This window comes from Pseudocitrobacter sp. CD920760 (assembly GCF_057782505.1).
Genome location: NZ_CM173490.1, coordinates 931,561 through 945,441, shown reverse-complemented (window position 1 = coordinate 945,441; position 13,881 = coordinate 931,561). Strand labels below are relative to the sequence as shown.

General features: G+C 54.0%; 11 protein-coding genes. All 11 read right to left on the bottom strand.

Translation table 11 applies throughout. From position 1 onward, the window contains the following. Position 1: 1 nt before the first annotated feature. Positions 2-3,484 carry a DNA polymerase III subunit alpha gene (gene dnaE / locus AC1MKH_RS04280; protein WP_276221593.1) on the bottom strand — a complete coding sequence of 1,161 codons (3,483 nt, stop codon included), beginning with the start codon at positions 3,482-3,484 and terminating at the stop codon, positions 2-4. 39 nt (positions 3,485-3,523) lie between these two features. Further along, on the bottom strand, positions 3,524-4,120 hold the full coding sequence (rnhB, locus tag AC1MKH_RS04275; protein ID WP_276221595.1) for a ribonuclease HII: 597 nt from the start codon (positions 4,118-4,120) through the stop codon (positions 3,524-3,526). Beyond that, positions 4,117-5,265: a lipid-A-disaccharide synthase gene (lpxB, locus tag AC1MKH_RS04270; RefSeq protein ID WP_276221597.1), complete on the bottom strand. Its 1,149-nt coding sequence runs from the start codon at positions 5,263-5,265 to the stop codon at positions 4,117-4,119. Before lpxB ends, rnhB begins: the two co-directional genes overlap by 4 nt. After that, positions 5,265-6,053, bottom strand: a complete 789-nt coding sequence (gene lpxA, locus AC1MKH_RS04265; protein WP_276221599.1) for an acyl-ACP--UDP-N-acetylglucosamine O-acyltransferase — start codon at positions 6,051-6,053, stop codon at positions 5,265-5,267. Before lpxA ends, lpxB begins: the two co-directional genes overlap by 1 nt. Positions 6,054-6,056: 3 nt before the next feature. Continuing rightward, positions 6,057-6,512, bottom strand: a complete 456-nt coding sequence (gene fabZ / locus AC1MKH_RS04260) for a 3-hydroxyacyl-ACP dehydratase FabZ (protein WP_015965836.1) — start codon at positions 6,510-6,512, stop codon at positions 6,057-6,059. Between the two features lie 145 nt (positions 6,513-6,657). Beyond that, a complete protein-coding gene (gene lpxD, locus AC1MKH_RS04255; protein WP_276221602.1) occupies positions 6,658-7,683 on the bottom strand; it encodes a UDP-3-O-(3-hydroxymyristoyl)glucosamine N-acyltransferase in 1,026 nt (341 codons plus the stop codon). 3 nt (positions 7,684-7,686) lie between these two features. Further along, positions 7,687-8,172 (bottom strand): molecular chaperone Skp, encoded by a 486-nt coding sequence (gene skp, locus AC1MKH_RS04250; protein WP_276221604.1) that lies wholly within the window; start codon positions 8,170-8,172, stop codon positions 7,687-7,689. Positions 8,173-8,297: 125 nt separating this feature from the next. After that, positions 8,298-10,718, bottom strand: coding sequence for an outer membrane protein assembly factor BamA (gene bamA / locus AC1MKH_RS04245; protein WP_276221606.1), 2,421 nt, complete (start codon positions 10,716-10,718; stop codon positions 8,298-8,300). A 29-nt stretch (positions 10,719-10,747) separates the two neighbouring features. Further along, positions 10,748-12,100: a sigma E protease regulator RseP gene (gene rseP / locus AC1MKH_RS04240; RefSeq protein WP_015965840.1), complete on the bottom strand. Its 1,353-nt coding sequence runs from the start codon at positions 12,098-12,100 to the stop codon at positions 10,748-10,750. Positions 12,101-12,111: 11 nt separating this feature from the next. Next, complete coding sequence (gene cdsA / locus AC1MKH_RS04235) at positions 12,112-12,969, bottom strand: phosphatidate cytidylyltransferase (RefSeq protein ID WP_041686315.1); 858 nt, start codon at positions 12,967-12,969, stop codon at positions 12,112-12,114. A gap of 18 nt (positions 12,970-12,987) precedes the next feature. Next, positions 12,988-13,740, bottom strand: coding sequence for a (2E,6E)-farnesyl-diphosphate-specific ditrans,polycis-undecaprenyl-diphosphate synthase (gene ispU, locus AC1MKH_RS04230; protein ID WP_015965842.1), 753 nt, complete (start codon positions 13,738-13,740; stop codon positions 12,988-12,990). Positions 13,741-13,881 lie beyond the last annotated feature (141 nt).

The following is a 13,881-nucleotide window of genomic DNA, read 5'->3' as shown; positions in this document are numbered from 1 at the left end:
ATTAGTCAAACTCCAGTTCCACCTGCTCCGAACCAATAAGGCCACGCAGATCGTTAAGTAAACGATCGCTCGGAGAGACACGCCACGTTGCACCGAAACGCAACCGCGCACGTGCATCCGCCCTCTGATAGTAGAGATGTACTGGAATTGTCCCAGAGCGGTGGGGTTCCAGAGACTGACGGAGTCGGTTTAAAAGCTGGTCATCAATTTGCCTGTCCGTCAGCGAGATAGCAAGCCCGCGAGCGTATTTTTCCCGGGCTTCGTCAATATCCATAACTTCGCGGGCCATCATTTTAAGCCCGCCGCTGAAGTCATCAAAGCTGACCTGTCCGCTGACGATAAGTATGCGGTCTTTTTCCAGCAAATGCTGGTATTTATCCAGTGCCTCGGTAAACAACATGACTTCGAGACGCCCGGAACGGTCATCCAGCGTGCAGATGCCGATACGATTGCCGCGCTTGGTGACCATTACCCGCGCCGCAATGACGAGCCCCGCAGCCGTGGTCACTTTACCACGTTCTGTCGGATGCATGTCTTTTAGCCTGTAGCCTCCGACATAGCGCTCAATTTCTTTTAAATACTGGTTAATCGGGTGGCCCGTCAGGTACAGACCCAACGTTTCCCGTTCACCATCCAGCACCACCTGTTCCGGCCACGGCTGGCAGTTGGCGTAGGATTGTTCAATTTGCTCCGGCTCTTCCGCCAGCACGCCAAACATATCGGCCTGCCCGATGGCTTCTGCCTTCGCGTGTTGATCCGCCGCTTTCAGCGCATCGCCAAGCGAGTTCATCAACGCCGCGCGGTGCGGGCCAAGCCGGTCGAACGCCCCGGACATGATCAGTTTTTCCAGCACGCGACGGTTCAGTTTTTTGGTATCAGTGCGCGCGCACAGGTCGAACAGTTCGCGGAAATAGCCGCCATTGTTACGCGCTTCGATGATAGCCTCAATCGGCCCCTCACCGACGCCCTTAATCGCGCCGATACCATACACGATTTCCCCGTCATCATTAACGTGGAAATGATATAAACCGGAGTTAATGTCAGGCGGCAGGATTTTCAGCCCCATGCGCCAACACTCATCCACCAGACCGACCACCTTCTCGGTGTTGTCCATATCCGCGGTCATTACCGCCGCCATAAACTCTGCCGGGTAGTGCGCTTTCAGCCACAGCGTCTGGTAGGAGACCAACGCATAAGCGGCGGAGTGAGATTTGTTAAACCCGTAACCGGCGAATTTCTCCACCAGGTCAAAGATTTTCATCGCCAGTTCGCCGTCAACACCGCGTTTTTTCGCGCCTTCTTCAAACGCGCCGCGCTGCTTGGCCATCTCTTCGGGCTTCTTCTTACCCATTGCACGACGCAGCATATCCGCGCCGCCAAGGGTATAGCCAGAGAGTTCCTGGGCAATCTGCATCACCTGTTCCTGGTACAGGATAATGCCGTAGGTCGGCTCCAGTACCGGTTTCAGGCATTCGTGCTGCCACTGAACGTCCGGATAGGAAATTTCTTCGCGACCATGCTTACGGTCGATAAAGTTATCTACCATCCCTGATTGCAACGGGCCCGGACGGAACAGGGCCACCAGGGCAATCATATCTTCGAAGCAGTCAGGTTGCAGACGTTTAATCAGGTCTTTCATGCCGCGCGATTCAAGCTGGAATACCGCCGTGGTTTCCGAGCGTTGCAGCATGTCGAAGCTTTTCTTGTCATCCAGCGGAATGGCGGCGATATCCAGCGGCGGTTCGCCGTGCTTCTCGCGGCGGGCGTTGATCATCTCCAGCGCCCAGTTGATGATAGTCAGCGTACGCAGGCCAAGGAAGTCGAACTTCACCAGCCCGGCGTATTCAACGTCGCTTTTATCGAACTGGGTAACCGGGTGCTGACCCGCTTCATCACAGTAAAGTGGCGCAAAATCGGTGATTTTAGTCGGCGAGATCACCACACCACCGGCGTGCTTACCGGCGTTACGGGTGACCCCTTCCAGCTTACGCGCCATGTCGATCAGCGCTTTAACTTCTTCGTCCGCTTCGTAGATTTCTGGCAGCTGCGGTTCCGCTTCAAACGCTTTCGCCAGCGTCATACCCGGATCGGGCGGCACCAGTTTAGAGATGCGATCGACGAAGCCGTACGGATGACCGAGCACGCGCCCTACGTCGCGGATAACCGCTTTTGCCGCCATCGTACCGAAGGTGATGATCTGCGATACCGCATCGCGACCGTACATTTCCGCCACGTGATCGATAACCCGGTCGCGTTTCTCCATACAGAAGTCAACGTCGAAGTCAGGCATTGAGACACGTTCCGGGTTAAGGAAACGTTCGAACAGCAGGTCAAATTCCAGCGGATCGAGGTCGGTAATTTTCAGCGCATACGCCACCAGAGAACCCGCACCGGAGCCACGCCCCGGGCCGACCGGTACGCCGTTATCTTTTGACCACTGGATAAACTCCATGACGATCAAGAAGTAACCAGGGAAGCCCATCTGGTTGATAACTTTAAGTTCTGTTTCCAGACGTTCATCATACGGCGGACGGCGTTTTTTACGCTCTTCCTCGTCCGGGAACAGAAACGCCAGACGCTCTTCCAGGCCTTCATGGGATTTGGCAACCAGGAAGTCTTCGGTGCTCATATCCCCGGTCGGGAATTGCGGCAGGAAGTATTCACCCAGACGCACCGTGACGTTACAGCGCTTGGCGATCTCTACGGTATTTTCCAGCGCTTCCGGAATGTCGGCAAACAGCTCGCACATCTCCTCTTCGCTGCGCATATACTGCTGCGGTGAATAGTTACGCGGGCGTTTCGGGTCATCAAGCGTAAAGCCATCGTGGATGGCGACGCGAATTTCGTGCGCGTCAAAGTCACCGGTTTCGAGGAAACGGACGTCATTGGTTGCCACGACCGGCAGACCACGCGCTTCCGCCAGCTCAACGGCGGCATGCAGATAAGGCTCTTCGTCCGGGCGACCGGTACGAATCAGTTCGAGAAAATAGCAATCCGGGAAATGTTCTTCATAGAACGAGACGCACTCCTCAACCAGCGGCATATTGCCACGCAGCAGACAGCGCCCGACATCGCCCATGCGACCACCGGAGAGCAGTATCAATCCCTCTTTCAGTTCGACCAGCCAGTCGCGATCGATCCACGGGCCAGCGGCGCCGTAGCCACGCTGATAGGCGCGCGAAATCAGCAGCGTCAGATTCTGGTAGCCCGTATTATTGGCCGCCAGCACGGTGAGCTGCGTCATTTCATCGCCAAGCAGATCGCACTGCACGTGGAAATCTGCCCCGACGATCGGTTTGATCCCCGCGCCATGGCCCGCACCATAGAACTTCACCAGACCACACAGGTTGGTGAAATCGGTGATCGCCAGTGCAGGCTGGCCTAACGCCGCCGCCTTTTTCACCAGCGGTGCCGTTTTCGCCAGGCCATCGATCATGGAGTAGTCACTGTGCACCCGAAGGTGTACGAAACGTGGTTCAGCCATTGTTAGATCCCGCGTTGCTTACTGAGGGCGTAGATAGAGTCAGGATACCAGACCCAGTGCCCGTTTAACCGGGCCAAAACTGCGTCGGTGGTGCTCGGTGGCACCGTATTCTGCCAGCTTTTCCAGATGAAAAGCGGTTGGGTAACCTTTGTGCTGGGCAAAGCCGTACTGCGGAAATATACCATCAAGGGCAGCCATTTCGGCGTCGCGCGTCACTTTCGCAATGATAGATGCGGCGCTGATTTCCGCCACCCGGCTGTCGCCCTTCACCACCGCCATTGAAGGCACCGGCAACGCAGGGCAACGGTTGCCATCGATCAGCACGTATTCCGGTGCGATGCTTAACCCAGCAACAGCACGCTGCATCGCCAGCATCGTGGCATGCAAAATGTTCAGTTCATCGATTTCATGGGGTTCTGCGCGGCCCAGGCTCCAGCAGAGCGCTTTCTCTTTGATTTCATCAAACAGCGCCAGACGGCGTTTTTCGCTCAGCTTTTTAGAATCATTCAACCCAATAATCGGGCGGGCGGGATCGAGGATCACCGCCGCAGTCACCACGGCGCCGACCAGCGGGCCACGGCCAACTTCATCCACACCGGCCACTAAATGGGTGTGCGGATACACAAATTCAATCATCGTGCTAACTCCAGAACCGCGTCAGCTGCCTGCTCATCGGCATTACAGCGGATTTGCAAATGCAGTTCGCGGAAAGTGTCGTGCATAGCGTGGCTGGTTTTGCCATTCGCCAGCAGCGGCAGTAACGCATCAGCCAGCGCCTGCGGCTGGCATTCATCCTGCAACAGCTCTTTCACCAGCTCGCGCCCGGCGAGCAGGTTAGGCAGCGACACATAATCAGTTTTAACCAGTCGTTCCGCCAGCCAGAAGGTGAACGGTTTCATGCGATAGCCCACCACCATCGGGCATTTTGCCAGCATGCATTCCAGCGCCGCTGTGCCAGAGGCCAGCAGTGCCGCATCGCTGGCAACCATCGCTTCACGTCCCATGCCATCCAGCAGGTGAACGTGGAGATCCGGCGCAACCTCGGCCTTAATGCGTTCGAACTGTTCACGGCGTTTGGCATTTACCAGCGGGACCACCACTTCCAGATCCGGATAGTGATGACGCAGGATTTGCGCCGTTTTCAGAAAATCAGCGCTGAGCATTTCCACTTCCGCGCCACGGCTTCCCGGCAGCAAAGCCAGACAGTGCGCATCGTGCGGAATACCCAGCACATCCCGCGCCGCATTTTTATCGGGGTCCAGCGGCATGGCGTCGGCCATGGTGTGTCCGATAAAGCGGCAGGGAACGTTAAATTTGTCGTAAAACGCTTTTTCGAAAGGCAGAAATGCGAGCACCAGATCGGTGGCTCTGCCTATTTTGAAAACGCGTTTCTGTCGCCAGGCCCAGACGGACGGGCTGACATAGTGAATGGTTTTAATGCCCTGCTTCTTCAGGTTGCCCTCAAGCGTGATGTTGAAATCCGGGGCATCAATGCCGACGAAAACATCGGGTTGCAGCTCAGTAAAACGCTTTGTGAGATCGGCACGAATGTGTAACAGACGACGCAGGCGCCCGAGGACTTCGACAATCCCCATCACCGCCAGCTCTTCCATTTCATACCAGGCTTCACAGCCTTCAGCCTGCATACGCGGGCCGGCAACGCCGACAAACCGCGCATTGGGAATCCGCGCTTTAAGAGCACGGATCAGGCCAGCGCCAAGAATATCGCCGGAAGTTTCTCCGGCGACCAGGGCAATCGTTAATGGACGCTGCTCAGTCATTAACGAATCAGACCGCGAGTTGAACGCGCGAAGAATTCCGTAAACGCTTTAACTTCCGGGTACTGCTCAGCCAGTTCAGCGATTTCAGCTTTCGCTTCATCCAGCGTTTTACCGTTACGGTACAACGCCTTATACGCATTACGGATAGCAGTAATCGCCTCACGGCTAAAGCCGCGACGTTTCAGACCTTCGATGTTCACCCCAAACGGCGTGGCATGGTTGCCCTGCGCGATCACGAACGGTGGAACGTCCTGCGCAACGCCGGAACAACCGCCAACCATCACGTGTGCACCAATGATGCAGAACTGATGGACCGCAGTCATACCGCCGATAATTACGTAGTCGTCGAGCGTAACGTGTCCTGCCAACGTGGCGTTGTTGGCAAGGATACAGCGATCGCCGAGCTGGCAATCATGCGCGACGTGCGCGTTGATCATCAGCAGGTTATCGCTACCCACCTTCGTCAATCCACCGCCCTGTACTGTGCCACGATGAATGGTGACGCTTTCGCGAATGCGGTTGCGATCGCCAATCTCCACACGGGTTGGTTCGCCAGCATATTTCAGATCCTGGTTCACTTCACCGATGGAGGCGAACTGATAAATCTCGTTATCACGGCCAATTTTGGTGATGCCGTTAACTACAACGTGAGACTTCAGTACGGTACCTTCGCCGATTTCGACGTTGGACCCCACAATACAAAACGGGCCAATGTGAACGTTAGCACCGATAACGGCACCGTCTTCAACAATGGCGGTAGGATGGATAAAGGCGGTTTTATCAATCACGGATCAGGCCTCCCGGCTACGCGCACACATCATAGTCGCTTCGCAAACAACCTTGCCGTCAACCAGCGCAACGCCTTTAAAGCGAGTCAGGCCGCGACGGGTTTTCTCGAAGGTGACTTCCATAATCATCTGATCGCCAGGCACAACCGGGCGCTTGAAGCGCGCTTCGTCGATACCTGCGAAATAGTAAAGTTCGCCTGGTTCCAGTTTACCCACGCTTTTGAACGCCAGAATACCGGTCGCCTGCGCCATCGCTTCCAGAATCAGCACGCCAGGTAAAATCGGCTTACCAGGGAAGTGCCCCTGGAAAAACGGCTCATTTACGGAAATGTTTTTCACTGCGCGCAGAAAACGACCTTCTTCAAAATCCAGCACGCGATCAACCAGTAAGAACGGGTAACGGTGCGGCAGAAGTTCTAAAATCTCTTCAATGTGCAGAGTATGAGTGTCGGTAGTCAAAATACTCTTCCTGTCAAAATATACTGAATGGCAATAATAACACGGCCTGCCGGATTTTCAGAAAGCCGACAGGCCGATAAATGTCGCTCCGTCATCACAGGGCTTAGCCCAATAAATTCGGCGACAATCCAATGTGGGTGACTGTTTAGTCTTGTTGATTGATCTTGCGCTCTACAGCTTTCAGGCGCTTGCTCATATCATCAATATTCATCACCAGTGCTGCTGTCTTACGCCACGCCTTATTCGGCTGAAGCGGAATACCAGAAGAATAGACGCCAGGCTCAGTAATCGGGCGCATCACCATGCCCATGCCGGTTACTGTCACTTTGTCGCAAATTTCCATGTGTCCGTTAATGACGCTGGCGCCGCCAATCATGCAGTAACGGCCAATTTTCAGGCTACCGGCCATAATGACGCCGCCGGCGACGGCGGTATTGTCGCCAATCACCACGTTGTGCGCAATCTGGCACTGGTTATCAATGATAACACCGTTGCCGATCACCGTATCGTCAAGTGCGCCACGGTCAATGGTGGTACAGGCGCCGATCTCCACGCGATCGCCAATAATCACGCGACCTAATTGTGGGATCTTCACCCAGTTACCGCGATCGTTGGCATAACCAAAACCATCCGCGCCGATCACGGTGTTGGACTGGATCAGGCAATTCTCACCGATCTCGATGTCGTGGTAAATACTGACGTTTGCCCACAGACGCGAGCCGGCACCGATTTTCGTCTTTTTACCGACGAAAGAGCCTGCGCCAATTACCACGTTATCGCCAAGCACAACGTCAGATTCAATCACCGCATTCGCGCCGATAGAGACGTTTTTGCCGAGCGTCGCCGTAGGGTCGATGACTGCGCTGGGGGCGATATCCTGCGCCGGTTGCGGCGTGGTATCTAAAATTTGGGCCATACGGGCGTAAGTCAGGTAAGGATTCTTCACTACCAGCGCCGTGCTTTTGGCAAAAGGAAGATCGTCTGCGGTCATGACGACTGCAGAAGCCTGGCAAGCGGCCAGGTGCTCACGGTATTTAGGATTCACCATGAACGTAATATGGCCTGTGGTCGCGGATTGCATGGACGCGACAGCGGTGATGACGATATCGCCATCACCGTGTAATTCCGCATCCAACTGCTGCGCGAGATCAGCCAGTCGAATTGAAGGCATTACTTATTTAACCTGTTTCAGTACATCAGCGGTGATGTCTTTAACATCGCTGCTGTTGAATGCAACGGCGTTAGCGTCAACAACCAGGTCGATGCTCTGGCTGCTTGCAACAGATTTCACAGCAGTCTGGATACGAGTAACCAGTTTGCCGCGCTCTTCGTTGGTACGACGCTGGCGATCCTGCTCAAATGCCTGAGCTTTCTGTGCGAAAGTCTGGCGCTGAGAAGTGATGTCTTTTTCCAGCTTGGTGCGGTCTGCACCTGCTTTCATGGATTGCAGACGCTGCATTTTAGACTGCAGGTCGCCTTCCATACGCTGAAGTTCGCCGGCACGGCCTTTGAACTCATTTTCCAGCGTGCTGGAAACACCGGTTTTCTGTGCAACTTGTTGGAACAGGTTGCCCATGTTAACAATTGCGATTTTATCTGCTGCCTGAGCAGACGCAGCCATTGCTAAACCTAAACCTGCAGCTACTAACCACTTTTTCACAATAAAACTCCTTACCATCCCATGCGTACCCGAAGGTACCGTTTTTTGTGTGGCCCGAAGGCCACTTAACGCTATGCCTATACAGCGTCACTACACTGCACTGCATTTCCTTTGCAAGTCAGCAATTACCAGGTTTTACCAATGTTAAACTGGAATTGCTCGGCTTTGTCTCCATCGTATTTCTTGAACGGCTGGGCGTAGGAGAAGACCAACGGCCCCAATGGGGACATCCATTGTAATGCGATACCCGCAGACATACGGATGTTGCTTGGATCGCTGTAGTCAGGGATCCCCGCAGCACGTGTCTCTGCAGTGTCTTTCCAGTTAGTATCCCACACGGTACCCGCATCCCAGAAGACAGAAGTACGAATAGAGTTCGCGTATTTATCACTCACGAACGGCGTAGGTACAATCAGTTCCATGCTGGCAACAGCCATGGCGTTACCGCCGACTGCATCATCTGAATCACAGATGCCAGGTTTGCCGTCTTTGGTGGTTTCACAGTTATCGGTACCCGGGCCATAGTAAGCCGCTTTAGGACCGATGTTGTTCGACTGGAAGCCACGCACGGTGCTGGAACCACCGGCATAGAAGTTTTCATAGAACGGCAGTTCTTTGCCGCCCAGGCCATCACCGTAACCCCAACGTGTACGACCCAGAACAACCCACTTGTGGTCGTCATCAATCGGGAAGTAGGACGCGGTATCCAGCGTGACTTTATAGAACTCGTTATCAGAGCCCGGAATTGTGACCTTACCGTTCAGGTTAACGCGCGAACCGTCCGTCGGGAAGTAGCCGCGGTCCAGTTTGTTATACGTCCAACCATAGTTGAAGGTGAAGTCATCCGCCGAGAAGTTATTATCATCAGACGTCGTGCTGGCATTCTGACCAATTGAATCCAGATAACGGTTCATCGCTACCTGCGGCTGCATGTTAGACAGGTCGTTATGGACATAGCCCAGACCCGCACGCAGCGTGTTGTATTCGTTGATCGGGAAGCCCAGCGTTCCATCTAAACCATAACTTTTGTTGGTATAGGAGGAGAGGTCCGCATCATCCGCTTTAAAGTCATTGTAGAAGATACGACCGCCGAGGCTCACGCCATCGACCGTAAAGTACGGGTTGGTCACAGAAAACTCAGAATAGGTCTGGTAGTCGTTCTTGGTGCCGTTGATACCAACGGAGTAGCCCGTACCTAACCAGTTATCCTGCTGTACGCCAACCTGGAAGCTGACGCCGCTTTCCGTACCGTAACCGATACCGAAGTTGAAGCTACCGGTGTTACGCTCTTTCACCTTGTAAACCACATCCACCTGGTCCGGGCTGCCCGATACGCGTTGGGTGTCGGTATCGACGGTTTCGAAGTAACCCAGACGGTTCAGACGCTCTTTACCCTGGTCAACTAAATCGCTGCCCAGCCATGCCCCTTCCATCTGGCGCATTTCGCGACGCAGGACGGCATCTTTGGAAGTGTCGTTACCTTCAAAGCGGATTTTGCGCACGTAGAAACGGTTACCCGCATCAACGTTCACATGCAGCTTAACGGTTTTATCCGCATCGTTGATTTCAGGCTGAGACTGAACGCGCGGATAGGCGTAACCATAGCGACCCAGAAGCTTTTTAATGTCATCTTCCATTTTGGTCACTTTGGTGCCGTTATACAGCTCGCCCGGCTCGATTTTGGTCAGCGCTTCGATTTCAGCGGAGTGCCCGGCCAGATTGCCGCTCACCTGTACGCTATCGAGTTTGTACTGATCGCCTTCCGTCACGTTAACGGTGATGTAGATGCCTTTTTTATCAGGCGTCAGGCTCACCTGCGTGGAGTCGATGTTGAAACGTGCGTAACCGCGATCCAGATAGTAGCTGCGGAGGGTTTCAAGGTCGCCCGCCAGTTTCTGTTTCTGGTATTTGCGATCGCCCACCACGTTCCACCACGGCACTTCATCACGCAGCTGGAAATTCGAGATGAGATCTTCCGTGCTGAACGCGTGGTTACCCACGATGTTGATCTGCTGGATTTGCGCGGAGACGCCTTCCTGGAAGACCAGTTTCAGGTCGACACGGTTACGCGGCAGCGGGGTGACAACGGCTTTTACGCTCGCGCTGTATTTACCCACGCTGTAGTAGAAGTCTTCGAGCCCTTTTTCGATATCCGAAAGCGTGGTGCGGTCAAGAGATTCACCCACGCGAACGCCAGATGCTTCAAGGTTCTGCTTGAGCATGTCATCTTTCACCGACTTGTTGCCGGAGAAGGTGATGCTGGCAATCGTTGGACGCTCTTTGACCTGTACCAGTAACGTATCGCCGTCTCTCAGGACGCGAACGTCCTCAAAGTTGCCAGTGGCAAACAGTGCGCGAATGGTATTACTGATATCGTCATCAGTTATGGTATCACCAGGACGTACTGGCATACTGAGGAGGGCCGCACCAACAGCGACTCGCTGCAAGCCTTCGAAATGAATGTCCTTCACTACGAACCCGTCAGCACCGTATACGGTCGCGCTGCTAAACAGCAGCGACGCTATAAGCAACTTTTTCATCGCCATCGTTATTATGCGTTCTTCCTAACTAACTCTCATAACCGAGAGAAATCATTGAAAAGTGCAAGCCCCATTAACAACACCAGCAGTATTGAGCCAATGCGATAACTAAAGTCTTGAACTCGCTCGGATACCGGACCGCCCTTCAGCTTTTCAATCGCCAAAAACAGCAGATGGCCCCCATCTAACACGGGGAGCGGGAACAGGTTGATGATGCCCAGATTTACACTGATGAGCGCAAGAAACATCAGATAGTAAATCAACCCGTACTCCGCTGACATCCCAGCCCCCTGAGCGATCGAAATCGGCCCACTGAGGTTGTTCAGTTTGACGTCACCGGTGATCAATTTTCCCAGCATGCTAACCGTCAGCTTCATCAACTGCCACGTTTTATCCGTGGCCTGGGCGATGGCGCTGAACGGCCCATACTGGCGCACTGTTTTGTATTCGTCAGGCAGCGGGATAACTTTTGGTACCACACCCGCAAACCCTTCCGCCTTTCCGTTACCGTGTTTTGTATCCGGTATCAGCGTCAAAGACAAGGGACTCCCCTGCCTTTCGATATCTAACCGCAGTCCTTTACCGGGGTTATCACGCACCAGCGTGACAAACATCATCCAGTTTTCCAGCGGCTGACCATCGACTTTAACGATCCTGTCGCCAGCTTGCAAACCGGCTTTGCTGGCAGCAGAGTCGGCCTGAATCTCGGCGAGGACAGGTTCAATCTGCGCACCGCGCGGGCGAATACCGAGTGAAGCGATAGGATCTTCTTTATCCGGTTCGAACGCCCAGTGCTGCAAATTCAGGATTTTATCCTGACGCTGTTCACTCCCGAAAGGGGCAACAGTGAGGGTGGCGCGCTCGTCGCCAATTTTAGCGACCATCGCCAAACGCACTGCATCCCAATCAGGCGTTTCGATACCATCTACGGCTTTTAGTTCCGTACCTGGTGCAATTTGTGCTTCTGCCGCAATCGAATTGGGGGTTATTTCACCGACAACCGGACGAACGCCAGGGACGCCGATGATAAACACCAGCCAGTAAGCGAAGATGGCAAAAAGGAAGTTGGCGACAGGGCCGGCAGCAATAACGGCGGCGCGCTGGCCGACCGTTTTGTTGTTGAATGCGAAGTGGCGCATCTCCGGTGCAACCGGCTCGACGCGCTCATCCAGCATTTTGACGTAGCCGCCCAGGGGGATAAGGGCGATAACAAATTCGGTGCCGTGTTTATCAACGCGACGCCAGAGCGATTTCCCAAAACCAATTGAAAAACGCTCTACGCGAACGCCACAGCGGCGAGCAACCCAGAAGTGACCAAATTCATGGACGGTGATCAATACACCCAGGGCAACAATAAATGCCGCCAGATTCCAGAGTATGCTCAGCATAGACCCATCCGTTAAATCGTCCTGAAAACTAACAACAGCAAGCACGCGAATACAGGAACCGCCGCCGTCAGGCTGTCAATACGGTCCAGAATTCCGCCGTGACCGGGAATCAAATGTCCACTGTCCTTGATGCCGGCTTCACGTTTAAACATGCTCTCGGTCAGATCGCCGAGCACAGAAGCCAGCGCAGCGACAATGGAGCATATTAATAGGGTTGAGGGGGCTACGTCCAGATTTGCCCACAACCCATAGGCCCAGGAAATAACCGCAGCCGTTAACAGGCCGCCGATGAATCCTTGCCAGGTTTTCCCCGGTGAAACTTTAGGCGCCAGCTTATGTTTGCCAAACAGTTTGCCAAACATATACGCGCCGGAATCCGCACCCCACACGAGGATCATGACATACAGCAGCCACAGCGCACCGCTGTAGTGGTTATCGTCGTAGTGCCATGCGCGCAACGCCACCATGCCCCAGAAGAACGGCACGATAGTCAGCAGGCCAAACAGCAGACGCAGCGTTTTTGAATGACGCCATGACGACGCTGAACCCGGATAGGTCAGCACCAGTAACAGCGCCACGACCCACCAGGCCAGTGAGGCCCAGAGCGAAATCTCAACAACCGGTTGATGGAGGTTATGGTGATACTCAGGAAGCAAGAAGAGCATCACCGCCAACAACAGGCCGCAAAGTACCGCCAGCCACACCCGCTGCGTACGCGAGCTAAATCCGCTCAGTTGTCCCCATTCCCACGCGGCCAGCATACAGACGACCAGCGTAACAATGGCGAACCCGACTGGCGGCAGCAAAAACAGCGCCGCAATAACAACGGGTATTAAAATTAATGCAGAAATCAGGCGATACTTCAGCAAAAGCTACCCCCATCAGACCTATTCGCCACCAGGCTCGGTGCCGCCGAAACGACGCTCGCGATTTGCAAAAGCATGCAGCGCACCCTCAAAGTCTTGTTCATCGAAATCGGGCCAAAGAACATCGGTAAAGTAAAGTTCAGCATAGGCGATTTGCCAGATAAGAAAATTACTGATGCGATGTTCTCCCCCTGTCCTAATTACTAAATCCACGGGAGCCAGTTCATGCATGCAGATTTGCTGACTCAGCAGATCTTCACTGATGTTGTCGGGACGGAGTAACCCTTCCTGAACCTGTTCAGCCAGTCGCTGAACTCCCTGAATAATATCCCAACGCCCACCATAATTAGCGGCGATATTTAACGTCAGCCCGGTATTATTTTCGGTTAACGCTTCCGCTTTACGGATGCGCTCCTGTAGGCGGGCGTTGAACCGGCTGGTATCACCGATGATACGCAACCGTACATTGTGGCGATGCAGGCTTTTTACTTCGCTATCAAGCGCCCACACGAAAAGCTCCATCAATGCGCTAACTTCTTGCTCGGGGCGGTTCCAGTTTTCACTGCTGAACGCATAAAGGGTTAATGCTTCAATGCCATTATTCGCCGCATACGACACGGCGCGGCGAACAGACTTCGCCCCGGCTTTATGTCCAAAGGCGCGAATCTTCCCTTGTCTCTTCGCCCAGCGACCATTGCCGTCCATGATGATAGCCACATGGCGACACCCGTGGGCAGGCACATTTTCGCTGATTGGTTGATTAGCAGACAACATAACGCGTTTTTAGTCCATGAAAAGGAATGAGCGGTACCCCGGAATACTGATATTTCTGTCGCAAAAAAGCCGTGTTGAAGCACGGCTTTCACGATTGCCCCTGAAAATAGAGGCGCAATCGGTGGCGCAGACTATATCACT